The 23,234-nt window shown below is 58.3% G+C and carries 22 protein-coding genes and 1 pseudogene; 8 read left to right on the top strand and 15 right to left on the bottom strand.

The genetic code is table 11. The features are described 5' to 3' along the window. Positions 1 to 204: 204 nt before the first annotated feature. The 4 genes from bioD to bioB are packed head-to-tail and all read right to left on the bottom strand — an operon-like array spanning position 205 to position 3,817. Positions 205 to 894, bottom strand: coding sequence for a dethiobiotin synthase (gene bioD / locus JO226_RS14985; protein WP_293602343.1), 690 nt, complete (start codon positions 892 to 894; stop codon positions 205 to 207). Continuing rightward, positions 887 to 1,642 (bottom strand): malonyl-ACP O-methyltransferase BioC, encoded by a 756-nt coding sequence (gene bioC, locus JO226_RS14980; RefSeq protein ID WP_293602342.1) that lies wholly within the window; start codon positions 1,640 to 1,642, stop codon positions 887 to 889. Before bioC ends, bioD begins: the two co-directional genes overlap by 8 nt. Beyond that, positions 1,626 to 2,780, bottom strand: a complete 1,155-nt coding sequence (bioF, locus tag JO226_RS14975; RefSeq protein WP_293602341.1) for an 8-amino-7-oxononanoate synthase — start codon at positions 2,778 to 2,780, stop codon at positions 1,626 to 1,628. The genes bioC and bioF overlap by 17 nt, the downstream gene beginning before the upstream one ends. Next, positions 2,777 to 3,817, bottom strand: coding sequence for a biotin synthase BioB (gene bioB, locus JO226_RS14970; RefSeq protein WP_293602340.1), 1,041 nt, complete (start codon positions 3,815 to 3,817; stop codon positions 2,777 to 2,779). The genes bioF and bioB overlap by 4 nt, the downstream gene beginning before the upstream one ends. 68 nt (positions 3,818 to 3,885) lie before the next feature. Here bioB and bioA point away from each other — a divergent pair, with 68 nt between their 5' ends. Together bioA and JO226_RS14960 are read left to right on the top strand one after the other, a co-directional pair. Then, the gene (bioA, locus tag JO226_RS14965) at positions 3,886 to 5,193 is read left to right on the top strand and encodes an adenosylmethionine--8-amino-7-oxononanoate transaminase (protein WP_293602339.1); all 1,308 of its coding nucleotides are present in this window, start codon (positions 3,886 to 3,888) and stop codon (positions 5,191 to 5,193) included. Between the two features lie 44 nt (positions 5,194 to 5,237). Further along, a complete protein-coding gene (locus JO226_RS14960) occupies positions 5,238 to 5,714 on the top strand; it encodes a kinase inhibitor (RefSeq protein ID WP_293602338.1) in 477 nt (158 codons plus the stop codon). 42 nt (positions 5,715 to 5,756) lie between these two features. Here JO226_RS14960 and JO226_RS14955 read toward each other — a convergent pair whose 3' ends face one another. The 6 genes and pseudogenes from JO226_RS14955 to hutI all read right to left on the bottom strand — a co-directional run bounded on the left by JO226_RS14955 (position 5,757) and on the right by hutI (position 13,633). Then, positions 5,757 to 7,148, bottom strand: coding sequence for an amino acid permease (locus JO226_RS14955; RefSeq protein WP_293602337.1), 1,392 nt, complete (start codon positions 7,146 to 7,148; stop codon positions 5,757 to 5,759). Positions 7,149 to 7,247: 99 nt separating this feature from the next. Continuing rightward, positions 7,248 to 8,780, bottom strand: a complete 1,533-nt coding sequence (hutH, locus tag JO226_RS14950; RefSeq protein ID WP_293602336.1) for a histidine ammonia-lyase — start codon at positions 8,778 to 8,780, stop codon at positions 7,248 to 7,250. Then, complete coding sequence (gene hutU, locus JO226_RS14945) at positions 8,777 to 10,465, bottom strand: urocanate hydratase (RefSeq protein ID WP_293602335.1); 1,689 nt, start codon at positions 10,463 to 10,465, stop codon at positions 8,777 to 8,779. Before hutU ends, hutH begins: the two co-directional genes overlap by 4 nt. Positions 10,466 to 10,606: 141 nt before the next feature. Next, positions 10,607 to 11,329 (bottom strand): histidine utilization repressor, encoded by a 723-nt coding sequence (locus JO226_RS14940; RefSeq protein ID WP_293602334.1) that lies wholly within the window; start codon positions 11,327 to 11,329, stop codon positions 10,607 to 10,609. A gap of 17 nt (positions 11,330 to 11,346) precedes the next feature. Continuing rightward, the gene (gene hutG / locus JO226_RS14935; protein ID WP_293602333.1) at positions 11,347 to 12,309 is read right to left on the bottom strand and encodes a formimidoylglutamase; all 963 of its coding nucleotides are present in this window, start codon (positions 12,307 to 12,309) and stop codon (positions 11,347 to 11,349) included. Continuing rightward, positions 12,306 to 13,633, bottom strand: a pseudogene (hutI, locus tag JO226_RS14930) (imidazolonepropionase). Before hutI ends, hutG begins: the two are co-directional and overlap by 4 nt. 118 nt (positions 13,634 to 13,751) lie before the next feature. Here hutI and JO226_RS14925 point away from each other — a divergent pair. The 3 genes from JO226_RS14925 to JO226_RS14915 all read left to right on the top strand — a co-directional run bounded on the left by JO226_RS14925 (position 13,752) and on the right by JO226_RS14915 (position 17,099). Further along, positions 13,752 to 15,035: a putative acyl-CoA thioester hydrolase gene (locus JO226_RS14925; RefSeq protein WP_293602332.1), complete on the top strand. Its 1,284-nt coding sequence runs from the start codon at positions 13,752 to 13,754 to the stop codon at positions 15,033 to 15,035. Positions 15,036 to 15,391: 356 nt separating this feature from the next. Beyond that, positions 15,392 to 16,801, top strand: a complete 1,410-nt coding sequence (locus JO226_RS14920; protein ID WP_293602331.1) for a thiol-activated cytolysin family protein — start codon at positions 15,392 to 15,394, stop codon at positions 16,799 to 16,801. Between the two features lie 70 nt (positions 16,802 to 16,871). Beyond that, positions 16,872 to 17,099 carry a hypothetical protein gene (locus tag JO226_RS14915; RefSeq protein ID WP_293602330.1) on the top strand — a complete coding sequence of 76 codons (228 nt, stop codon included), beginning with the start codon at positions 16,872 to 16,874 and terminating at the stop codon, positions 17,097 to 17,099. 56 nt (positions 17,100 to 17,155) lie between these two features. Here JO226_RS14915 and pgl read toward each other — a convergent pair whose 3' ends face one another. Beyond that, the gene (pgl, locus tag JO226_RS14910; protein WP_293602329.1) at positions 17,156 to 18,151 is read right to left on the bottom strand and encodes a 6-phosphogluconolactonase; all 996 of its coding nucleotides are present in this window, start codon (positions 18,149 to 18,151) and stop codon (positions 17,156 to 17,158) included. A gap of 144 nt (positions 18,152 to 18,295) precedes the next feature. On the opposite strand from pgl, the gene JO226_RS14905 reads away from it, so the two are divergent. Beyond that, positions 18,296 to 19,114: a pyridoxal phosphatase gene (locus JO226_RS14905; RefSeq protein WP_293602328.1), complete on the top strand. Its 819-nt coding sequence runs from the start codon at positions 18,296 to 18,298 to the stop codon at positions 19,112 to 19,114. On the opposite strand, the gene modC is transcribed toward JO226_RS14905, so the two are convergent. The 4 genes from modC to JO226_RS14885 form a co-directional block, all read right to left on the bottom strand. Then, positions 19,115 to 20,173: a molybdenum ABC transporter ATP-binding protein ModC gene (gene modC / locus JO226_RS14900; protein WP_293602327.1), complete on the bottom strand. Its 1,059-nt coding sequence runs from the start codon at positions 20,171 to 20,173 to the stop codon at positions 19,115 to 19,117. Between the two features lie 3 nt (positions 20,174 to 20,176). Beyond that, positions 20,177 to 20,866 carry a molybdate ABC transporter permease subunit gene (gene modB / locus JO226_RS14895; protein ID WP_293602326.1) on the bottom strand — a complete coding sequence of 230 codons (690 nt, stop codon included), beginning with the start codon at positions 20,864 to 20,866 and terminating at the stop codon, positions 20,177 to 20,179. Further along, positions 20,863 to 21,639 (bottom strand): molybdate ABC transporter substrate-binding protein, encoded by a 777-nt coding sequence (modA, locus tag JO226_RS14890; RefSeq protein ID WP_293602325.1) that lies wholly within the window; start codon positions 21,637 to 21,639, stop codon positions 20,863 to 20,865. Before modA ends, modB begins: the two co-directional genes overlap by 4 nt. 305 nt (positions 21,640 to 21,944) lie before the next feature. Next, positions 21,945 to 22,094 (bottom strand): AcrZ family multidrug efflux pump-associated protein, encoded by a 150-nt coding sequence (locus tag JO226_RS14885; protein ID WP_013367044.1) that lies wholly within the window; start codon positions 22,092 to 22,094, stop codon positions 21,945 to 21,947. Between the two features lie 128 nt (positions 22,095 to 22,222). On the opposite strand from JO226_RS14885, the gene modE reads away from it, so the two are divergent. After that, positions 22,223 to 23,011 carry a molybdenum-dependent transcriptional regulator gene (modE, locus tag JO226_RS14880; RefSeq protein ID WP_293602324.1) on the top strand — a complete coding sequence of 263 codons (789 nt, stop codon included), beginning with the start codon at positions 22,223 to 22,225 and terminating at the stop codon, positions 23,009 to 23,011. 67 nt (positions 23,012 to 23,078) lie between these two features. Then, the coding region (locus JO226_RS14875; RefSeq protein WP_293602344.1) for an ATP-binding cassette domain-containing protein at positions 23,079 to 23,234 on the top strand (156 nt) is incomplete at its 3' end.

The following is a 23,234-nucleotide window of genomic DNA, read 5'->3' as shown; positions in this document are numbered from 1 at the left end:
GGAATAGTGGATAACTGTCTGCAGCCCATATGCCCTGCCCCTCCCACAAATCGAAACTCACCCGAAAGAATGAGGAAAAAAAAATTTTTATCGCTATTTTTTGACTTTTATCAGCTCAACCTGAGGGTCTGATTATGGAATACTGCTCACATTTCAATCTATAAGCACGATGCCGGAGCGCAACGCCCGGCATCGGATACCGTCTCAGATGTTGGTATTAAGTGCTGTAAGATCCAGGTACTGCCCCAGATCCTGCCGTTCAGCCTCCGCGCCCAGCCAGGGAATTTCCCCCAGCAGAGGCGCCGGTATCAGCTGTCGTAACGTCGCCATGTATTCCGCATGACGTTTGCCCGGAACCTGTACATCGTTGGCGATCCAACCCGCCAGCCGCAGCCCGGCCTGCCGCACCGCCTGCGCGGTCAGCAACGCATGGTTGATGCAGCCAAGCTTCACGCCGACCACCAGGATAACCGGCAGCTGTTCGTGCGCCACCCAGTCCGCAAAGCTGAACGTTGGCGAGAGGGGCGTGAACCAGCCACCGGCGCCCTCCACCAGCACCCATTCCGCCTGCGAGGTCAATGCCTGCAGGCCAGCCGAGAGCCGCGCCGCCTCGATAGGGCGCTGCTCATCGGCAGCAACGATGTGCGGCGAGGTCGGCTCGGCGAAGGTATAGGGGTTCACCTGCGCGTAGCTGAGCGGCAGGCCACTATTGCGCTGTAACGCCAGCGCGTCGCTGTTGCGAAGCCCCTCGGCGGTCATTTCGCTGCCGGAGGCGACGGGTTTATACCCGGCCGTCCGTTTTCCGGCACGGTTCGCCGCCTGCAACAGTGCGCAGCTGGCGACGGTTTTCCCCACCTCGGTATCGGTGCCGGTGACAAAATAGCGTTCAGTCACGAATTATCACTCCTGTAAAAATATGGTACGTCAGCGGGCAAGCCCCCTGCTGTTTCGGCCAGGCAAGCTGCAGCTGTTGCAGACGGTTGCGGGTCAACGTTCGGCTGGCGCGTCCCTCATGCAGATGGGTGGCGCCTATGCCTTTCAGCGAACGCATGGCGCTCAGCGCATCGGCAAACGGCACGCTCAGCGTTTGCACCGTAAACTCGCCGTGCAGCCCGTCAAGCGCAGCGACGATGGCATCAGAAGATAAAAAACGATTGGCATGCGGTTGGTGATCGATAGCCTGCCAGGCCTGATTAAGCTCCGGCAACGAATCCGCCGCCAGGGTGGTAAACGCCAGCACGCCGCCGGGACGCAGCATGCGGTACAGTTCGCGCACAGCATCCCCAAGCGACTCACACCACTGCACCGCCAGGTTGCTCCACACCAGATCGAACTGTTCTGACGCCAGCGGGATGGCTTCAATGTCCGCCTGCACATAATGGTGCGCAACCTGCTGCTGTTGGGCCTCGGCCAGCATCTGCGCACTAAGATCGAGCGCGGTCACCTCGCAGCCGTTATCGCGCCAGTAGCGGCTGATGCTGCCCGGTCCGCATCCGGCGTCCAACACCCGCGCGAAATGACGCGCGGGAAGGCGGGCCATCAGCGCGTCGGCGCTTCGGCGCTGCAGCTCGTTATGCTGCTGATAATGCGACGCGGCGCGACCAAAGGCGGCGGCGATAGCCTGTTTATCGACGGGCGGCATCCAGCACCTCCAGCAACCTGTCGATATCCTCCTCCTGATGCGCCGCCGTGAGGGTAATGCGCAGGCGCGCCGTCCCGGCAGGCACTGTCGGCGGACGAATGGCGCTAAGCCAACAGCCCTGCTGACGAAGATGCTCCGCCAGCGCCAGCGTAGGCGCATTTTCGCCAACGATCAGCGGCTGGATGGCGCTTTCGGAATCGGTTAGCCGCCAACCGAGCTGTTGCGCGCCCCGGCGAAAACGGCCGATGTGCTGGCGCAGCGTCTGCCGCCTGGCATCGCCCTCCTCGCTCCTCACCACCTTCAGCGCCTGATGCAGCGCCACGGCCTGGGCAGGCGGCATCGCGGTGCTGTAGATCAGATGGCGGGCAAACTGCAGCAAATAATCGGCGACGCTGTCGCTGCACAGCACCGCCGCCCCGCTCAGGCCAAACGCTTTGCCGAAGGTGACGATCAGCAGTTCGGGCTTCACCCCCTGCGCCGCGCAGCTGCCGCGCCCGTCCTCGCCTACGCCGATGCCGTGCGCATCATCCACCATCAACCAGCCGTGAGCCGACCGCGTACGGGCGGCGATATCGGCCAGCGGCGCGCTGTCGCCGTCCATGCTGAAAATACCTTCGGTCACCACCAGTTGCTGCCCCGCCACTGGCTTCGCCAGCAGCGTCTGCAGATGTTCGCCGTCGTTATGCGTAAACCGACGCAGCTCGGCCGGGCTGAGGCTGGCGGCTTCAAGCAGAGAAGCATGGCTCAGCCTGTCGGCGATAATCCGATCGTCCTTGTGCAGCAACGCCGCAATCACCGCCTGATTGGCGGCAAAACCAGAGATAAACAACAATGAACGCGAGTACCCCAGCCAACCGGCAAGCGCCTCTTCCAGCGCCTGGTGCGCCACGCTGTAGCCGGTCACGTGCCCGGAACCGCCGCTGCCCGTACCGTACTGCGCCGCCCCCTGTTGCCAGGCGGCCACGATCTGCGGATGCTGGCTGAGCCCCAGATAATCATTACTGGAAAAATTGAGCCAGCGCGCATCCCCCTGACGCAGCCAGCGCCCGGCCCCCTGGTGTACCGGGAGGCGAACGCGCAGCGCCTGCGCGTCCCGTCGTTGCGCCAGACTGTCGTCTATCCTTTGCTGCCAGGTCATACCGCCGCCGCGTTATAGTACGTATCGGTATCCGGCGTCATCAGCGACTGCTCAAGACGCTGCTGCTGCTCGTTGTCGCCCGCCAGCACCTGCGTTTGCTGCGGGTTAATGCCGAGTTTGCGGAACAACAGCAGATCGTTGTCCTCTTCCGGGTTCGGCGTGGTGAGCAGCTTGCAGCCGTAGAAAATGGAGTTTGCCCCGGCCATAAAGCACATCGCCTGGGTCTGTTCGTTCATCTTTTCACGTCCGGCGGAAAGGCGAACGTGCGAAGCTGGCATCATGATGCGCGCCACCGCGATGGTGCGGATAAAATCAAACGCATCGACATCGTCGTTGTCCTCAAGCGGCGTGCCTTTCACCTTTACCAGCATGTTAATCGGCACGCTTTCCGGCGGGGTCGGCAGGTTGGCCAGTTGCAGCAGCAGACCGGCGCGATCCTTCACCGTCTCGCCCAGGCCCACAATGCCGCCTGAACAGACCTTGATCCCGGCATCGCGCACCTTATCGAGCGTATCCAGACGCTCCTGATAGGTACGGGTCGTGATGATATTGCCGTAGAATTCCGGCGAGGTGTCGAGGTTATGGTTGTAGTAATCCAGCCCCGCCGAGGCCAGGCGCTGCGCCTGGGAGTCCGACAACGTACCCAGCGTCATACAAGCTTCCAGCCCCATCTCCTTAACGCCTTTGACCATTTGTTCGAGGTACGGCATGTCGCGCTCATGCGGGTTCTTCCACGCAGCCCCCATGCAAAAACGGGTCGAGCCGGCGTTTTTCGCCTGACGCGCCGAATCCAGCACCTGCTCGACCTCCATCAGCCGTTCCGTCTCCAGCCCGGTTTTGTAGCGGGCGCTTTGCGGGCAGTATTTACAGTCTTCCGGGCAGGCGCCGGTTTTGATCGACAGCAGCGTGCTGACCTGAACCTGTCGCGGATCGAAGTGCTGACGATGGACCTGCTGCGCTTCAAACAGCAGTTCCAGCAGCGGCTTTTCAAATAATTCAGTAACCTGCGACATTGTCCAGCGAGTGTGGTGAGCCATTGGCCTCTCCAAAGTGTTTTGTTTATTTCTGGGTTCCGTGTAGGATCGTAAACCTAAAACTTTTCAAAATGGTTTACAAGTCGATTATGACGCAGGACGATCTTGCTTTCGATCAACACCACATCTGGCACCCCTACACTTCAATGACCTCCCCGCTGCCGGTCTACCCGGTCGCCGCCGCCCACGGCTGCGAGCTGACGCTTGCCACTGGTGAGCGCCTGGTGGACGGTATGTCCTCCTGGTGGGCAGCCATTCACGGCTACAACCACCCGCGGCTGAATACGGCGATGAAAGCGCAGATTGACCAGATGTCTCACGTTATGTTCGGCGGCATTACCCATGCGCCCGCCATCGCGCTGTGCCGCAAGCTGGTCGCGATGACGCCCGCGCCGCTGGAGTGCGTTTTTCTCGCCGATTCCGGGTCGGTGGCGGTGGAAGTGGCGATGAAAATGGCGCTGCAATACTGGCATGCCAAAGGCGAACCGCGGCGCCGTTTCCTGACCTTTCGCAACGGCTACCACGGCGATACCTTTGGCGCGATGTCGGCCTGCGATCCCGATAACTCCATGCACAGCCTGTGGAAAGGCTACCTGCCGGAAAACCTGTTCGCACCCGCCCCGCAGAGCCGTTTCGACGGCGAATGGGACGAACACGATATGGTGGCATTTGCCCGCCTGATGGCCGCACATCGCCATGAAATTGCGGCGGTTATCCTTGAACCCATTGTGCAGGGCGCAGGCGGGATGCGCATGTATCATCCTGAGTGGCTTAAACGCATCCGCAAAATGTGCGACCGCGAAGGCATTTTGCTGATTGCCGATGAAATCGCCACCGGCTTTGGCCGCACCGGCAAGCTGTTCGCCTGTGAGCATGCGGGCATCGCCCCTGATATCCTCTGTCTCGGCAAAGCGCTGACCGGCGGCACCATGACCCTCTCCGCTACCCTGACCACCCGCACCGTCGCCGATACCATCAGCAACGGCGAAGCCGGCTGCTTTATGCATGGCCCAACATTTATGGGCAACCCGCTGGCCTGTGCGGTAGCAAACGAAAGCCTGGCGCTGCTGGAAAGCGGCGAGTGGCAGGCCCAGGTCGCGGCGATTGAAACCCAGTTACGCGCCGCGCTCGTGCCGCTGAAAGAGGCACCGCAGGTGGCGGACGTTCGCGTGCTTGGCGCCATCGGCGTGGTGGAAACCCGCCAGCCGGTCAATATGGCCCGGCTGCAAAAGTTCTTTGTTGAGCAAGGGGTGTGGGTTCGCCCGTTCGGCCGGTTGATTTACCTGATGCCGCCGTATCTGATAACCCCCGAACAGCTCGCCCGGCTCACCGGGGCGGTGAAAGCCGCGCTGAACGACAACACGCATTTCGCCGTCTGAGCTACACTTCGAGGTTATTCAGGGTATTGAATTGAGGTGAAGCGATGAAAATCAGCAGTCATGATATCCAGGACGGCGCTACGCTGCCCAATCGTCAGGTATTCAACGGCATGGGCTATAGCGGTGAGAATATCTCTCCGCATCTGGCCTGGGACGAGGTACCGGCTGGCACCAAAAGCTTTGTCGTTACCTGCTACGATCCTGACGCGCCGACCGGTTCCGGCTGGTGGCACTGGGTGGTGGTGAATCTGCCAGCGGATACCCGCGAGCTGCCGGAAGGCGCAGGGTCAGGACGGACGCCGCTGCCAGCGGGAGCGTTACAGACGCGGACCGATTTTGGTCAGACCGGCTACGGCGGCTCCGCGCCGCCCAAAGGCGAAAAACACCGCTATATCTTTACGGTGCATGCGCTGGATGTAGAGAAACTGGACGTCGACGAGGGCGCCAGCGGCGCGATGGTCGGCTTTAATGTGCACTTCCATTCGCTGGGCAGCGCGTCGATAACCGCGCTGTTTAACTAAGGCGTTCTCGATCCCCGCCTGACGCGGCGGGGGTCTTTTTCCTTATTCCGCTACTGGCACAGCCACGTTTTTCTTCACCCGCGCGTACCATACCACCGTCAGCAGCGCCAGCCAGACCAGCCCTGCGATAAGCGCGATTCGCGTCTCCTCGAACATCCCCATCACCGCAATCACCACGCCCATAAACAGCAGGGTCAGCAGCGGCGCCACCGGCCACAACGGGATCGGAAATTCGACAGTGCGGCGTTCTTCAGCCGACAGACCGCGACGCATGGAGAAATGGGACAGCAGAATCATAATCCACACCCACACGGTGGCAAACGCCGCCAGTGAGGCGATCAGCACAAAGACCTGTTCCGGCATCAGATAGTTCAGCACCACGGCCACCATCAGCGCCGCGCCCATCACCACTACCGTCATCCACGGTACGCCGTTGCTGGCGATGCGCTGGAAGCTTTTCGGCGCCATTCCCTCTTTCGCCATGCCGTACATCATACGACCCGCGCCAAAGATGTCGCTGTTGATGGCCGAAATACTGGCGCTAATGACGATGAGGTTAAGGATATTGGCCGCCGACGGAATGCCAAGGCCGCTGAAAATCAGCACAAACGGACTGCCCTGCTGACCAAAGCTGTTCCACGGAAAAATCGCCATCAGTACCGCCAGCGTACAGACATAGAACAGCACGATACGCAGCGGAATGGTGTTAATGGCCTGCGGGATCACCTTTTTCGGGTTCTGCGCTTCGGCCGCCGTCACGCCGATAATCTCCACGCCGCCAAAGGCGAACATGACGATGCCAAGCGACGCCACTACGCCCTGCCAGCCGTTGGGCGCAAAACCGCCGTGGCTCCACAGGTTCTCAAGGCCGGTCGCCGGGAACGAATGACCAAAACCAAAAAAGATAATACCGGCCCCGGCGATCATCATCGCGATAATGGCCACCACCTTAATCAGGGACAGCCAGAACTCCATTTCGCCGAAAAAGCGCACATGGCACAGGTTCATGGCGGCGATAAAGCAGATGATGCTCATCACCCAGATCCAGCGCGGCACATCGGGATACCACAGCCCCATGTAAATGCCGAAGGCGGTGACATCGGCAAGGGCGACGATCACCATCTCAAAGGTATAGGTCCAGCCGGTGATAAAGCCCGCCAGCGGCCCGAGATACTGCCGGGCATAACTGCCGAACGAGCCGGAGACGGGGTTGCGTACCGCCATCTCGCCCAGCGCGCGCATGACGATAAACACCGCCGCGCCGCCTACCAGATAGGCCAGCAGCACCGCCGGGCCTGCGGCCTGAATTGCCGCCGCCGAGCCATAAAACAGCCCGGTGCCGATGGCGGAACCGAGCGCGATGAAGCGAATGTGCCGGCCGTTAAGCCCGCGCAGCAGGTGTGGCTTTTGTTGCGATTGTGGTTGTTGTTGCATACAGAAGTGTCCTGATAATAGTTATATGACGACAAATATGCGCGTAGAGCGGCCGGGTGGAGAAACTCCACCCGGCGCGGGTACAGAAAACAACAGTGATTAAATCTGACTTGGCAGTACGGCAGGCAGCAGTCGCGTCAGATGACGCGCCGCCAGAAGCGCAATGGCGTTATCGATATCCGGCGCGAAGAAGCGGTCCTGGACATAATGGGACACACGTTCACGCAGCAGATGACGCGCCTCCTCCAGCAGCGGGCTGGTGGCAAGCCCCTCACGCATATCCAGCCCCTGAGCGGCCGCCAGCCACTCCACCGCCAGTACGCCGCGGGTGTTGTCGGCCATCGCCCACAGACGACGTCCTGCGGCGGGCGCCATCGAGACATGGTCTTCCTGGTTTGCCGACGTCGGCAGGCTGTCGACGCTGTGCGGATGCGCCAGCGCTTTGTTTTCGCTCGCCAGCGCCGCCGCGGTCACCTGGGCTATCATAAAGCCGGAGTTCACGCCGCCGTTTTTCACGAGGAATGGCGGCAGCTGCGACATATGGCTGTCCATCATCAGCGCGATACGACGCTCGGACAGCGAGCCAATCTCGGCAATCGCCAGCGCGATGTTATCCGCCGCCATCGCCACCGGCTCCGCATGGAAGTTACCGCCGGAAATCACCTCATTTTCGCTGGCGAAGACCAGCGGGTTGTCGGAGACCGCATTCGCTTCCGCCAACAGCACCTCTGCCGCCTGGCGCAGCTGCGTCAGGCAGGCGCCCATCACCTGCGGCTGACAGCGCAGAGAGTACGGGTCCTGTACCTTATTGCAGTTGTGATGCGACTGCGAAATCGCGCTGTCGTCGGTCAGCACATGACGGTAGAGCGACGCTGCATCGATCTGCCCACGCTGGCCGCGCGCATCATGAATGCGCGCATCGAAGGGACGCCGCGAGCCGAGGGCCGCTTCGGTCGTCAACGCGCCGCACACGACCGCGGAGGCGAACAGATCTTCCCCTTCGAACAGGCCGCGCAGCGCAAACGCCGTGGACGCCTGAGTACCGTTGAGCAACGCCAGCCCCTCTTTTGCCGCGAGCGTAATCGGCTCCAGACCGGCTTTTTTCAGCGCCTGCGTCGCGGGCATCCATTCGCCGTCAAAACGCGCTTTCCCTTCGCCGAGCAGCGTCAGCGACATGTGCGCCAGCGGCGCCAGGTCGCCGGACGCGCCGACAGAGCCTTTGGCTGGGATCCACGGCGTGACGCCTTTATTCACCAGTTGGATCAGCATCTGAATCACGCTCAGGCGAATGCCGGAGAAGCCGCGAGCAAGGCTGTTAATCTTCAGCACCATGATCAGCCGCGCCATATCGTCGTCCAGCGGCTCACCCACGCCCGCCGCGTGAGACAGCACCAGCGAACGCTGCAGATTTTCCAGGTCTTCCGTCGAAATACGGGTTTGCGCCAGCAAACCGAAACCGGTATTGATGCCGTACGCGGTACGCCCTTCGGCAAGAATGGCGTTCACGCAGGCAACGCTCTCATTGATAGCGGCAAACGCGCGCTCATCAAGCGTAATGTGCACCGGATGGCTGTACATTTCGCGCAGTTGCGCCAGGCTCAGTTGACCAGGAATCAGTGTTACGTTTTTCATTTCGCGTGCCCTTGCGTTGCAGCTACCATCGGAAGATTCAGTCCTTGCTCTGTTGCGCACTCAATCGCTATCTCATAACCCGCATCGGCATGGCGCATCACGCCGGTCGCCGGGTCATTGCGTAGTACGCGAGCGATGCGCGCTGCGGCTTCATCGGTACCGTCGCAGACGATAACCATACCAGAGTGCTGGGAGAAGCCCATCCCCACGCCGCCGCCGTGATGCAGCGACACCCAGGTCGCGCCGCTGGCGGTGTTCAATAGGGCGTTAAGCAGCGGCCAGTCGGAAACGGCGTCAGAGCCGTCGCGCATGGCTTCAGTTTCACGGTTCGGGCTGGCGACCGAGCCGGAGTCGAGGTGGTCGCGACCGATAACGATCGGCGCGGAGACTTCGCCGCTGCGCACCATTTCATTAAATGCCAGGCCCAGCTTTTGACGCCACTCCAGGCCCACCCAACAGATACGGGCCGGCAGGCCCTGGAAGCTGATGCGCTCCCGCGCCATATCCAGCCAGTGGTGCAGATGCTTATCATCGCTGATGATTTCTTTAACTTTCGCATCGGTCTTATAGATATCCTGTGGATCGCCGGACAGCGCAACCCAGCGGAACGGGCCAATGCCGCGGCAGAACAGCGGACGAATATAGGCCGGTACGAAGCCCGGGAAGTCAAACGCGTTGTCGACGCCCATCTCCTTTGCCATCTGGCGGATGTTGTTGCCGTAGTCAAACGTCGGCACGCCCATCTCGCTGAAGGCCAGCATTGCCTGTACGTGCTCGGCCATAGAACGTTTCGCCGCCAGAATCGTCCCCTGCGGGTCGGATTCGGCTTTTGCCTGATACTCTTCCCAGCTCCAGCCTTGCGGCAGGTAGCCGTGCAGCGGGTCGTGGGCGCTGGTCTGGTCGGTAACCATATCCGGACGCACGCCGCGTTTTACCAGTTCCGGCACAATATCAGCCGCGTTGCCGCACAGCGCGATAGACACCGCGCGCCCTTCGGCAGTGTATTTTTTAATGCGCGCCAGCGCATCATCCAGCGAAGTGGCCTGCTCGTCGACATAGCGGGTACGCAGACGGAAATCGATACGGCTCTGCTGACATTCGATGTTCAAAGAGCATGCGCCCGCCAGCGTCGCCGCCAGCGGCTGCGCGCCGCCCATACCGCCCAGACCGGCTGTCAGCACCCAGCGCCCCTGCAGGCTGCCGTCATAGTGCTGGCGACCCGCTTCGACGAACGTTTCGTAGGTGCCCTGCACGATCCCCTGGCTGCCGATGTAGATCCAACTGCCCGCGGTCATCTGACCGTACATCGCCAGCCCTTTGGCATCGAGTTCGTTAAAGTGTTCCCAGGTCGCCCAGTGCGGCACCAGGTTTGAGTTGGCGATCAGCACGCGCGGTGCGTTTTCATGGGTTTTGAATACGCCGACCGGCTTGCCGGACTGCACCAGCAGCGTTTCGTCGCTTTCCAGTTTGGTCAACGCATTCACGATAGCGTCATAGCATTCCCAGTTGCGCGCCGCGCGTCCGATACCGCCGTACACCACCAGCTCATGTGGGTTTTCGGCCACATCCGGGTCGAGGTTGTTCATTAACATACGCAACGGGGCTTCGGTCAGCCAGCTCTTCGCAGTAAGCGTGGTGCCTCGCGGCGCACGTACGTCGAGCTTGCGATATTTGCTTTGCGACATCGGGGTTTCTCCTGACAATTAACGGTGTTTACGTAGATACATATACTTGTCTATACAAGCACGCGCAAGTCAGAATTTAACAAAAATGATACAATTTTGTTATATTGCGTCAGCAATCACGCTTTTGCCGACGCAGAGGTGTCAGGAGGTGAAATGGCCTTGCAGACGGTAGCGCGCGCCGGGGAACAGCAGGCGGGCGTGGGAAACAATATGCGAGGTAGACCACGTACGGCGGAGGATACGCAGGCACGGGTCATGCTCATGGATGTGTAACAACCGGCACTCCTCTCCCGTCGCTTTCACCGCTTCGACAATGTGCTCGCCTTCGGTCAGCGGCGCGATGAGCGACAAATAGGCATGCGGCGTGGTGGCGGTGTAATCCTGTTGCAGATAGGCGGGAACCACTTCCGCATTAACGCAACGGTCCTCTATCTGCACCGGGATGTCGTTTTCATAATGCACCATCAGCGAATGGTAGATGCGCGAACCCTCCGCCACGCCGAGCGCCGCCGCCTGGTTTGCGTCGGCACGGGTCTCCTCCAGCATTAACACCTCACAGCGGTGCGCATGCTGGCGGCTGGCAATTTCGTCGGCAATGCTGTGAATTTCAAACAGCGCCGACTGGCCCTTCGGCTCGGCGACAAAAGTGCCGACGCCCTGCAAACGCACAAGCAATCCCTCATCCGTCAGCTCACGCAGCGCACGGTTCACGGTCATGCGGCTGAAGCCAAACTGCGCCACCAGCTCCGCTTCCGAAGGGATCCTGTCGTGAGGACGCCACACACCAGCGGCTATATTGTCGCTGATGGCCTGTTTGACCTTCTCATAGAACGGCGCCGGTGCGCCGGAACGGGATGAAAACATGTACTGGTCCTTTCGTGTTAATCCTGACGCCATTCGTGGACGATTTGCCAGGCCAGACGAGCTGCCGTTCGCGCCCCCTGGCCATCGCGATCGTAGTGTGGATTAAACTCTACCAGATCGACCGCCTGAAGTTTGCCGCTGTGGCACAATGGCGCAATAATACCCATCAACGTCGCGAAAGGCACCCCCAGCGCAGCAGGTGCAGATACAGCAGGCATCTCCCAGGCAGGCATGACGTCCAGGTCAATCGTCAGGTAGATGCGGTCATGGCTCTCGATCACCCGCCGCAAATCCGCCGCAAGCCCGGTATTACGGGGGTCCAGCAGCGTTAAATCCTCCAGCACCGTCACGTTACGACGCGCCGCCTCCTGCCACAACGCCTGGGTATTCGCCGCCCGGCTCGCGCCATAGCAGGTATAGCTGAACGCCCTCCCCTGCGCCTCGCAGTGCAGCGCTAACTGGCGAAACGGCGTGCCGGAGGTCGCCACCGGCGCCTGACGGAGATCGAGGTGGGCGTCGAGGTTCACAATCGCTACCCGCTCGTTCGGGAATGCATCCAGCACGCCCGCGCCGTGTCCATAGGCGGTCTCATGTCCGCCGCCGAAGACCAGCGTGCGCATATTCGCCCGCTGGCAGGCAATGACCGCTGCCCGCAGCGCCTGCTGTGCGTCTTCCAGTTGCTCGCCCTCAACGCCAACGGAGCCCATGTCCACCAGCCTGTCGTGGCCTTCGTGGCTGGCCATATTCGCCAGCGCCTTGCGCAAGATGTCCGGCGCCTGCTGCGCCCCTGGGCGACCCTGGTTGCGTTTTACGCCTTCATCACACGCAAACCCGAGCAGCGCAATGCGCGGCGCGCCGGGTTCCGGCGCAAAGGTTTCGCTGACCGTGACGGTCTGAAAAAGCCGTCGGGCGGTCGGTGATTCCGCGCTGTCATCACGCCCCTGCCAGATATCGCTTGCCGTTGAATGCCACAGTGTCATGCGCTTACCTCTCCACGAAAGACCCGCTGCCAGAGCGGATTACGACTCGGTTCATAGACCATTTCAACCGGATGCTGCGCATCCCAGATAACGAAATCAGCGACATATCCTGGCGCCAACTGACCATGGGTGTGCTGACGGCCCAGCGCGCACGCGGCATGCCGCGTAACGCCAGTCCAGGCCTCTTCAGGCGTTAACCCGAACTTCACGCAGGCCATATTCATCGCCAGATGCAGGCTGGCAAACGGGCTGGTGCCGGGGTTAAAGTCGGTCGCCACCGCCATCGGCACCTGATACTGGCGCAGAAGCTCAACCGGCGGCTTGCGGGTTTCATTGAGGAAATAGAACGCGCCGGGCAGCAGAACCGCCACGGTGCCAGCGGCCGCCATCGCCGCCACGCCCGCTTCATCAAGATATTCGATATGGTCGGCGGAAAGCCCCTGATAGCGGCTGACCAGCTGTGCGCCGCCCTGGTCGGAAAGCTGTTCAACATGCCCTTTAACCGCCACGCCCAGCGCCTGAGCCTTACGGAACACACGCTCCGTCTGCGCTGGCGTAAAGCCGACGTTTTCACAAAAAGCGTCGACGGCGTCAAAGCACCGCGCCTGCCAGAGCGTCGGCAGGATAACGTCGCAAACCAGATCGATATAGGCATCCGCGCGGCCTTTATATTCCGGCGGGATCGCATGGGCGGCGAGCAGCGTCGGGCTAATCTCCACCGCATGTCTGGCGGCAAGCTGTTGGGCGACATTGAGCATTTTGCGTTCGTTGTCGAGGTCCAGACCGTAGCCGGATTTTACCTCCAGCGTCGTGACGCCTTCCGCCATCAGGCGCTTCAGTCGCCCTTCCGCCAGACGCAGAAGGTCCGCTTCGCTGCTTTCGCGGGTCGCCCGCACGGTGGCGTTAATCCCGCCGCCGTTATCGCTGATGGTTTTATACGACACGCCGTTCAGCCGCTGCTCCCACTCCTGCGCCCGGCTACCGGCAAACACCAGATGGGTATGGCAGTCGATCAGCCCCGGCGTCACCAGTCGCCCGGCCAGATCCACCGTACGCCCGACGTGCCCGGCAACGGCGCTTTCGGCGACCAGCGCGACAATTCGCCCGTCGCGCACGACCAGCGCGCGCTCCTCGAGCATACCGTAGGGCCGGGTATTGCAAGGGTCAAAGGTGGCAAACCGGGCGTTGCGCCAGACCACATCATCTGCGGTTAATTCAGTCATAAGCGTTCACTTGTCATGGGTTGTATAGACATTTATTGGCATACGCCAAAAGATGTCAATAAATTGCAGGCAAATGTTGTTTATTTGTGACATTTCACCACGCCCCGTTCCCCCCGGAAGCGAACTTTTTCTCACCACGGCTTCCCGTTTCGCCCAACTTAGTATAAAAAGGCAGTTTTTAGGGACTCATCTTTTTTATTATCATCAGCCTGGAGCATCATGAACATATCATCGGTTTCCCGTCTGGCGCTGGCGCTCGCTTTTGGCGTGACACTGACCGCCTGTAGCTCAACGCCGCCGGATCAGCGCCCGTCCACTCAGGGCGCGCCGGGAACGACATCCCGTCCGATCCTGTCTGCTGCTGAAGCGAAAAACTTCGTTCAGTCACGCTATTTCACCACCATGGATGCGAATGCTGCGCCGTGGTCGCCTTCTGCGATTACAACACCGGCGAAACCGGATTACGTGGTTGGACCGGCGGGTACAGAGGGCGTGACGCATACGACGATTCAGGCGGCGGTTGATGCCGTTATCGCCCGCCACAGCGACCGCCGCATGTATATTGCGGTTCTGCCTGGCGAGTATCCTGGCACCGTGTATATCCCTGCCGCACCTGGCAGTGTGACGCTTTACGGCACTGGCGATAATGCCGCCGATGTGAAAATCGGTCTGGCTATCGACTCTGAAATCGATCCGAACAGCTGGCGCCGTCTGGTGAACCCGGGCGGTAAATACATGCCGGGCAAACCGGCGTGGTATATGTTTGACAGCTGCCAGAGTAAGCGTAGCGCCACTGTTGGCGTGATGTGCTCAGCCGTCGTCTGGTCGCAGAACAACGGTCTGCAGTTGCAGAATCTGACCATTGAAAACAACCTCGGCGACAGCGTTGATGCAGGTAACCACCAGGCGGTAGCACTGCGCAGCGACGGCGACCAGGTGCAGATCAACAAGGTCAATATTCTGGGCCGCCAGAACACCTTCTTCGTTACCAACAGTGGCGTGCAGAACCGTCTGCAAAACGATCGCATTACCCGCACGCTGGTCACCAACAGCTACCTGGAAGGGGATGTGGATATCGTTTCCGGCCGCGGCGCGGTGGTGTTCGATAACACCGACTTCCGTGTGGTCAACTCGCGTACCCAGCAGGAAGGCTACGTGTTCGCGCCTGCCACCCAGTCGAACCTGTTCTTCGGTTTCCTGGCCACCAACAGCCGCTTTAACGCCGCAGGCGATGGCGTCGCTCAGCTTGGCCGCTCGCTGGATGTGGACAGCAGCACCAATGGTCAGGTGGTTATCCGCGACAGCGTGATTAACGACGGTTTTAACACGGCAAAACCGTGGGCCGACGCGGCTATCTCCAAACGTCCGTTTAGCGGCAACACTGGCGCGAAAGACGACAAAGGCGAGATTCAGCGCAACCTTAACGACACGAACTTCAACCGCATGTGGGAATACAACAACCGCGGCGTGGGAAGCTACGTGGTGGCTGAGCCGAAGCAGTAAGATGAAAACCCGGCAGTCCTGCTGCCGGGTTAGCCTCAGTTTAAGCGTATTCTGTATATCTATATCTCAGTGCCAATCGATGATATTTAATATATCTTCTGCGTTTCCCCCACATAATAAAAATTTCTTCTCAGAAAACCAAAAAACACAAAGACAATATAATCATCACGTTCAGAGACTTGGACCAGGTTAATCGATCGTTATCATCAATAATTATATTTGATGTTTCTTTATACAGCATGTATTCCTTGATCACTGCGGTAATACTTTATTACTAGTCAGCACCCCTATCTGGCGATACGCATTCTGCGTTATTGCAGATAATCTGAAATCAATCAGTAAAAGGAAACCGGAAAATGAGTGATATTGATCAGAAGATTGCTGAATTGAAATATAACCCTGCTGAAGTACTGGCTTTCAAAGGTGAAAAGATCGAAAGCTTTAAAAAAGCGGAAGGGAAGAACAATGATGGAAAATACATTGTCATCACCCGTGAAAAAATTAATATCTCCAGTCAAAATGTTGACATCGGCATTGTTGATGCAATGACCGACCTTACCTACCCTGGGGCGGTAGTATTAGCAGATACCGATTTAGTTGAAAACCGCCCATCGCTGATCTCGGCAAAGCGTAGCGCCGTTGATTTTGTTATTGATCTCCCTGGTATGGAGCAGGATGCTATTTTCAATATTACCGATCCCAAATACGGAAATATTCGCTCAGCTATTGATGAAAAATTCAATATGTGGGCCAAAAATTACGCGGATACGCACTCCATTGTGGCACGATCTTTTTATAATGAGAGTATGATTGCCAGTGAAATGCAGATGCTGGTTAAGTTCGGCTTTGGCATTAAGCAGGCGGAAAAAGAGTTGAGCATCGACTTTAGCGCAGTCCGCGAGCGTAAAAGCTCGGTATTTATTGCATCATTCCGGCAGATTTTCTACACCGTCTCAATGTCAGGACTGCCTTCCAGACCTTCTGAACTGTTCGCAGACGACGTTAACTGGGATGCCCTTGAACGCCAGGGCGCGGGCAATGACGCACCGCCCGCGCTGGTTTACAAAGTCGCCTATGGCCGCAATATTTTTGTGAAGCTTGAAACCAACCACAGCAGCAATGAAGTGGAATCAGCATTTAAAGCCGTAATGAAAGATGTGAGCGCCAGCGCTAACGCCAGGTATAAGGATATTCTTGATAATACAACGTTTACCGCTGTGGTATTAGGCGGCGGCGTTAATGGACAAAACGAAATCATTTCATCAAAGGATATTTCAAAAATTAATCAGGTCATCGCCAAATACTCGATGTGCAATACATCAAACCCTGGTTATCCGGTCTCGTACTCCACCGTTTTTTTGAAAGACAACAAAGTTGCGGTCGTTAACAGTAGCACCGACTATATTCAAACTACCTATACGGAATATCAAAATGCCGATATTACGCTAAAACATACTGGTGGATACGTGGCGCAATTCCGGGTTGAATGGGATGATGTAAATTATGATGATAACGGAAATAAAACCGTCCAGCGTTGCGGATGGGATGGCAATTCAAAAGACAGAACCGCCCCCTTCTCTACCAATATATCACTACAAGGCAATGCTGAAAATGTCTGCGTATTTGCCAAAGAGTGTACCGGGCTTGCCTGGGAATGGTGGCGAACTGTATTTGATAAGAAAAATATTCCACTGGTACGTAGCCGCACCTTTGAAATTTACGGCACTACACTCAACCAAAAATATAAAATCACCCCCGACGCCTGATTAAGACTATACACAGCAACCCTTTTATATTCACTACATTATCATCTGTTATCCTGTACTGGAGAATACTATGGCTTTATATATGACCCAAAAAATGAGTTACGGTGTCCTTGCGGCAGTGACCTATTATCGCAAGCAGCAAAATGAACACCCCAGCCACGAAGAGAGCGGTGACTTTACCAAAGATGCCTCAAACCACTACGCCGCGGCTAATAATATTGCTCAGGATGTTGTTGAGCTGGGTAAATACCAGAAGTGCCAGGGGGTCCCGAATGGCGGATTAACGCAGGCCATTTGAAGACGATACCGGTAAAAAACCGCCGCGGCGTAAAATGCGCTGCGGCGGCGTTGTGATTAGTGAGCGTTAACCACCACCCACATCGGCCCCTGGCCGACGGCATAACGCCCCTTCTCTTGCAAAAGCCCCTGCTCGCCGTGAATTTCATAGACCGCAATGTGATGCGATTTCTGCCCCGCGGCAATCAGGTATTTCCCACTGTGATCGACGTTGAACCCGCGCGGCTGCGTCTCCGTCGGCTGGAACCCTTCAACATCCAGCACGCTGCCGTCTTCGGAGACGCTGAAAACGGTAATCAGGCTGGAGGTACGGTCGCAGGCATACAGGTGACGCCCGTCCGGGGTGATATGAATATCCGCCGCCCAGCGCGTGCCGGTGAAGTCTTCCGGCATCATATCCAGCGTCTGTACACAGTCAATTTCGCCGTGCGGATCGCGAAGCTCCCACACATCTACCGAACTGTTCAGCTCGTTGACGCAATAGGCATACTGCTGGTTAGGATGGAAGACCATATGACGCGGACCGGCGCCGTCAACGGTTGTGACTTCCGCCGGTGTCTGCGCCACCAGATTACCGTCGTCGCTCAGGGTGAACAGGCAGATACGGTCCTGCTTCAGCGCCGGTACCCACAGGGTGCGGTTATCCGGGGTGATATTGGCCGAGTGGCAGCCTTCCAGCCCTTCCACGACGTCCGCCAGCCCTACCGGCAGGCCGTCTTCAAGACGCGTGACGCTGACGCTGCCCGCGTTGTAGGAGCCGCTGAACAGGAAATTGCCTTTATGGTCGGTCGAAATATGAGTCGGGCTGCCCGGCAGTGCCGACTCGCCGGCAAAGGTCAGCGCGCCGTTATCCGGAGCGATACGGTAGGCGATAACGCGAAACTCAGGACGCACACCCACGTAAAGGTAGCGCTTGTCAGGGCTGATAACCATCGGCTGCACCTGCCCGGCGACATCAACCACCTGCACCAGCGTCAGGCTGCCGTCATTTTTCAGGCTCCAGACGTGGATCTGCTGGCTTTCCGGACTGGCGGTATAAACGGTTTGTTTCATGATAACTCCTTTCCTTACGACGGCGGGTGGAGACAACTACCAAGGTAGACGGTTTTAGAGGTTAGTGCTGAAAAATTTGCCCTGCGACCATAGCGGTGTACCATCGTCAGCAGCAAAATTTTCACCATTAACCTGGATTACATTATGACATCTCGCGTGATTGCCCTTGATTTAGACGGTACGCTGCTGACGCCCACGAAAACCATTCTTCCTGAATCGCTGGAGGCACTCAAACGCGCAAAAGCGGCGGGCTATCAGATCCTCATCGTGACCGGTCGGCATCACGTTGCCATCCACCCTTTTTATCAGGCACTGGCGCTGGATACACCTGCAATTTGCTGTAATGGCACTTACTTGTATGATTATCATGCAAAAACGGTGCTGGAAGCGGATCCCATGCCGGTCGACAAAGCCCAGGATCTGGTCGGCATGCTGAATGCGCACGACATTCATGGCCTGATGTACGTCGACGATACCATGATGTATGAGCGCCCGACCGGCCACGTGTTACGCACCCGCAACTGGGCGCAAAACCTGCCGCAGGAGCAGCGCCCGTCGTTTACCCAGGTCGCCTCGCTGGCGCAGGCCGCCCAGGACGTGAAGGCTGTCTGGAAATTCGCCCTGACCGACGAAGACACGCACAAGCTGCGCGCCTTTGCCGACCAGGCCGCGCAGACGCTGAGTCTGGAATGCGAGTGGTCGTGGCACGATCAGGTGGATATCGCCCGCAAAGGTAACAGCAAAGGCAAGCGCCTGGCGAAATGGGTCGCGTCGCAGGGAATTTCAATGCAGGACGTGATTGCCTTCGGCGACAACTTCAATGATATCAGCATGCTGGAAGCTGTCGGCACCGGTGTGGCGATGGGCAACGCCGATGAGGCGGTCAAAGCCCGGGCGAGCCTGGTCATTGGCGATAACACCACCACCAGCATCGCCGATTTTATTACCACCCGCCTGCTGTGATCAGGCGGTAATCGACACGCTTTTGACCTGCGCGTAAAGCCACAGGCCTGGTTTGATAGCCAGGTCGTCACGCGCCCAAGGGCTGATTCGCGCCCACAGCGTGCGGCCGCCGACCTCAAGCTGCACCTCCACCTGGCCGTTGTCGTCGTAACACTGGGCGACCTTAACCCGCAGTACGTTGCGGATGCTGGTCTGCGCCGGAGGCTGTAGCACCAGCGAGACATCTGAGGCCTGAATACGCACCCGCACCGGCGACTGCACCGGTTTGTCCAGCTTGTTCACCCAGATATGCTGATCGCCCAACGCCAGCGCCGTCATCGCGTAATGCGGATGATGTTCAAGCACAGAGACTTTCAGAATGCTGCTCTGCTGTTCCTGCGGCAGCCACGGATGCATCACGCTGCTGCCCCAGACCTCTTCCAGCGGGCCGAACGCTTTTACGTTTCCCGCCTCAAGCACCAGCACATTATCGGCCAGATGCAGAATCTCATCGAGCGAGTGGCTGACGTACAGCATTGGAATATGAATCTCGCGCGCCAGGCGCTGCAGGTAGGGCAGCAGCTCGCGTTTACGCGGAATATCCAGCGACGCCAGCGGCTCATCCAGCAGCAGCAGCTCCGGGGCGGTCAGCAACGCGCGGCCGATCGCCACGCGCTGTTTCTCGCCCCCCGACAAACTGCCCGGCAGCCTGTCGAGCAGCGGCTCAATCCCGAGCAGCGCCACTAGTTTATCAAACTGGTCCGCCATGTTTTTGGCCATGCCGTAACGCAGGTTGCCGCGCACCTTGTAGTGCGGGAACAGACGCGCATCCTGAAAGACATAGCCGACACGACGCTTATCCGGCGATAAAAACAGCCCGCTGTCGGTGTCGCTCAGCGTGCGGCCATTGAGCGCAATGCGTCCCTGTTCGGGTTTGGTCAGACCGCTGATGGCGTTGATCAATGAGGTTTTACCGGCGCCGGAGACGCCGAAGACGGCGGTGATCCCGGTCGCGGGCAGCGTTTCGTTCATGGTCAGGCAGTGATCGCCCAGCGTCTGGCGAAAGTTGAGCTCAAGCATCCGTTACTTCCCTGTCCGTTCACGACTAAGACGCGCCAGCCATTCGGAGACCAGCAGCGACACCAGCGCCAGCACGATGGAGATGACGCACAACCGCGCCGCCGCGCCTTCGCCGCCAGGGGTTTGAATCAACGTGTACATGGCGGAAGGAATCGTGCGCGTTTCGCCAGGGATGTTGGAGACAAAGGTGATTGTCGCGCCAAACTCGCCAAGGGAGCGGGCAAAGGCCAGCACGGTACCGACGATAATTCCCGGCAACATCAGCGGCAGCGTGATGGTCATAAATACGCGCCAGCGCCCTGCGCCCAGCGTACAGGCCGCCTGCTCAAGCTTAACGTCCACCCCCTCTAGCGCCAGGCGTATCGCCCGCACCATCAACGGAAACGACATCACCGCAGCGGCCAGCACCGCGCCGCGCCAGCTAAAAGCAAAGCTAATACCGAACCAGTCGTACAGCCTCGACCCAATAAACCCGCGACGCCCCATCGCGATGAGCAGCAGATACCCCACCACCACGGGCGGCAGCACGAGAGGAAGATGAATCAGACTATCAAGTAGAGCTTTGCCTGGAAAACGACGCCGTACCAGCAACCAGGCAAAGAAGATCCCAAAAGGCAAACTGCAGATAACCGCCAGGGATGAGACTTTCAGGCTCAGCATAACCGCCTGCCATTCGGGATCCGTCAATATCATTCGTGCGTAGTAAATCCGTAACGTTTAAAGATAGCCGACGCCTGCGGCCCTTTCAGGTAATCGTAAAACGCTGTAACGGTAGCATTTTTATGGCCATCGACGATAGCTATCGGATACTCCACTTTTTTGTGGGAGTCTTCCGGGAAGATACCGACGACCTTCACGCCTTTGCCGGCAACCGCGTCAGAGCCATAAACGATGCCCAGCGGCGCTTCGCTACGCTCCACCAGCGCCAGAGCGCCGCGAACGTCTTCAGCAGGCGCCAGCTTCGGCGACAGCGTCTCCCATGCGCCCAGTTTCTGTAGCGCCTCTTTGGCATAAATTCCCGCCGGAACGTGCTCCGGGTCGCCCACCGCCAGACGGCCGCCGTTCAGCAGCGTGACCCAGTCGGTTTTGTCATTAATGGCGATATCGCCCTGCTTGCTGGCTTTAGGCGCCACCACCACCAGGCTGTTGCCGAGCAGCGTTTCACGACTTGCCGTATCAATGGATTTTTTCTCTACCGCGTAGTCCATCCACTTCTGGTCAGCGGAGATAAAAAGATCGGCTGGCGCGCCTGCTTCAATCTGGCGAGCCAGCGTCGAGGATGAGGCAAATGACGACACCACATCGACGTTTTTCTCTTTTTTATACTCTTTGGCGATGTCCTGCAGCGCGTTCGTCAGCGAGGCGGCGGCAAAGACGGTTATCTTGCCTTCATCAGCAACGGCATGACCAGCAACGGAAAGCGATAAAGCGGCCCCTGCGAAAAGGCGTAACCATGAACGTTCCATCTGTAACTCCTGTGAGTGTCGTTATATAGACACAAATATAACGACAACCGTAGGGTTTTCCCAGCGCTAATTATTATCCTTTATTGCGTAATCAAGGACCTGTCACAACATTTATCGGCACCGATGCTGGATTGCTTTAGCGGCCGTGAGAACGTTAATACCGCGCATTGACGTTTCATCGTGGCAAGAGGATGGAGTCCGGCGATGGCCGACGAAATGGAGAAAAAACCAGGGAGGTGTTCTGACACGCTTTGCAAAAAAAAACGGAGAATGTCTCAGGACAGTCTCCGTTCAGTTCTAAAGCATCAGTGATTCTTTTGCGGGCCGTCTTTATGACCGATACCGGAAAGGACGTTAAACACTTCGCCGAGACCGTAAATCAACCCCAGGATCACCGCCATCACCACGGGAACCATGATTACGGCGAAGACCAGACTTTTCAACAACTCTAACATGGTTAGCTCCGGACATTGTGATTACTTTATTGTAACCCGATAATCAGGAAAAACACGCCCCTTTTGTGCGATGGGTTATGCCATAATCCCCCCTTGCACAGGTTTATCCCGATAAGCAGGACATTGATATGCAGGCCGAAATTCTTCTTACCCTCAAGCTTCAGCAACGTCTGTTCGCCGACTCGCGCCGTATCGCTCTCCTGAAGCACATCGCGCTGACCGGCTCCATCAGCCAGGGGGCCAGGGACGCCGGAATCAGCTACAAAAGCGCCTGGGATGCCATTAATGAAATGAATACGCTGAGCGAACAACCGCTGGTGGATCGCGCCACCGGCGGCAAAGGCGGCGGCGGCGCGGTGCTTACCCGCTACGGCGAGCGGCTGATCCAGCTTTACGATCTGCTGGCGCAAATTCAGCAAAAGGCCTTTGACGTGTTGAGCGACGACGACGCCCTGCCGCTCAACAGCCTGCTGGCGGCGATTTCCCGTTTCTCGCTGCAAACCAGCGCCCGCAACCAGTGGTTCGGCACCATAACCCGCCGCGACCACCAGCAGGTGCAGGAACACGTCGACGTGACCCTTGCCGACGGCAAAACGCGGCTGAAGGTTGCCGTTACGGCACAGAGCGGCGAACGCCTGGGGCTCGAGGAAGGCAAAGAGGTGCTGGTGCTGCTGAAAGCGCCGTGGGTGGGAATGACTCACGACCCGGCTGTCGCCACGGGCGCAGATAACCAGCTCAGCGGTACGATAAGCCATATAGAACGCGGCGACGTCCAGTGCGAAGTATTAATGACCCTGCCTGACGGCCAGCCACTGTGCGCTACCGTTCCGGCAGAGCAGGCCCGCAGCCTGCGCGAAGGACAGCAGGCCATTGCCTGGTTCAACGCCGACAGAGTGATCCTCGCTACCCTCTGCTGATGGCCTTGACTTTCACCAGCAGAACACGTATCCCTGTTTTAAATCGCTACATAAAACGGGATACACAATGTCATCATTGCAAATTTCGCAAGGCACGTTTCGTCTTAGCGATACAAAAGCGCTCTCAATCGAAGATTTAACCCTGCGCGCTGGCGAAAGCTGGGCTTTTGTCGGCAGCAACGGCAGCGGTAAATCGGCGCTGGCGCGGGCGTTGTCCGGCGAG

Origin of the sequence: Pluralibacter sp., from assembly GCF_019237635.1 — a bacterium.
Taxonomy (GTDB): Bacteria; Pseudomonadota; Gammaproteobacteria; order Enterobacterales; family Enterobacteriaceae; genus Enterobacter_B.
This window is presented reverse-complemented; position numbering and strand designations above follow the sequence as displayed.

Coding starts and splice junctions, on each gene's coding strand:
- bioC (WP_293602342.1), bottom strand. CDS start 1,642: ATGCCGCCCGTCGATAAACAGGCTATCGCCGCCGCCTTTGGTCGCGCC.
- bioF (WP_293602341.1), bottom strand. CDS start 2,780: ATGACCTGGCAGCAAAGGATAGACGACAGTCTGGCGCAACGACGGGAC.
- bioB (WP_293602340.1), bottom strand. CDS start 3,817: ATGGCTCACCACACTCGCTGGACAATGTCGCAGGTTACTGAATTATTT.
- bioA (WP_293602339.1), top strand. CDS start 3,886: ATGGTTTACAAGTCGATTATGACGCAGGACGATCTTGCTTTCGATCAA.
- JO226_RS14960 (WP_293602338.1), top strand. CDS start 5,238: ATGAAAATCAGCAGTCATGATATCCAGGACGGCGCTACGCTGCCCAAT.
- JO226_RS14955 (WP_293602337.1), bottom strand. CDS start 7,148: ATGCAACAACAACCACAATCGCAACAAAAGCCACACCTGCTGCGCGGG.
- hutH (WP_293602336.1), bottom strand. CDS start 8,780: ATGAAAAACGTAACACTGATTCCTGGTCAACTGAGCCTGGCGCAACTG.
- hutU (WP_293602335.1), bottom strand. CDS start 10,465: ATGTCGCAAAGCAAATATCGCAAGCTCGACGTACGTGCGCCGCGAGGC.
- JO226_RS14940 (WP_293602334.1), bottom strand. CDS start 11,329: ATGTTTTCATCCCGTTCCGGCGCACCGGCGCCGTTCTATGAGAAGGTC.
- hutG (WP_293602333.1), bottom strand. CDS start 12,309: ATGACACTGTGGCATTCAACGGCAAGCGATATCTGGCAGGGGCGTGAT.
- JO226_RS14925 (WP_293602332.1), top strand. CDS start 13,752: ATGAACATATCATCGGTTTCCCGTCTGGCGCTGGCGCTCGCTTTTGGC.
- JO226_RS14920 (WP_293602331.1), top strand. CDS start 15,392: ATGAGTGATATTGATCAGAAGATTGCTGAATTGAAATATAACCCTGCT.
- JO226_RS14915 (WP_293602330.1), top strand. CDS start 16,872: ATGGCTTTATATATGACCCAAAAAATGAGTTACGGTGTCCTTGCGGCA.
- pgl (WP_293602329.1), bottom strand. CDS start 18,151: ATGAAACAAACCGTTTATACCGCCAGTCCGGAAAGCCAGCAGATCCAC.
- JO226_RS14905 (WP_293602328.1), top strand. CDS start 18,296: ATGACATCTCGCGTGATTGCCCTTGATTTAGACGGTACGCTGCTGACG.
- modC (WP_293602327.1), bottom strand. CDS start 20,173: ATGCTTGAGCTCAACTTTCGCCAGACGCTGGGCGATCACTGCCTGACC.
- modB (WP_293602326.1), bottom strand. CDS start 20,866: ATGATATTGACGGATCCCGAATGGCAGGCGGTTATGCTGAGCCTGAAA.
- modA (WP_293602325.1), bottom strand. CDS start 21,639: ATGGAACGTTCATGGTTACGCCTTTTCGCAGGGGCCGCTTTATCGCTT.
- JO226_RS14885 (WP_013367044.1), bottom strand. CDS start 22,094: ATGTTAGAGTTGTTGAAAAGTCTGGTCTTCGCCGTAATCATGGTTCCC.
- modE (WP_293602324.1), top strand. CDS start 22,223: ATGCAGGCCGAAATTCTTCTTACCCTCAAGCTTCAGCAACGTCTGTTC.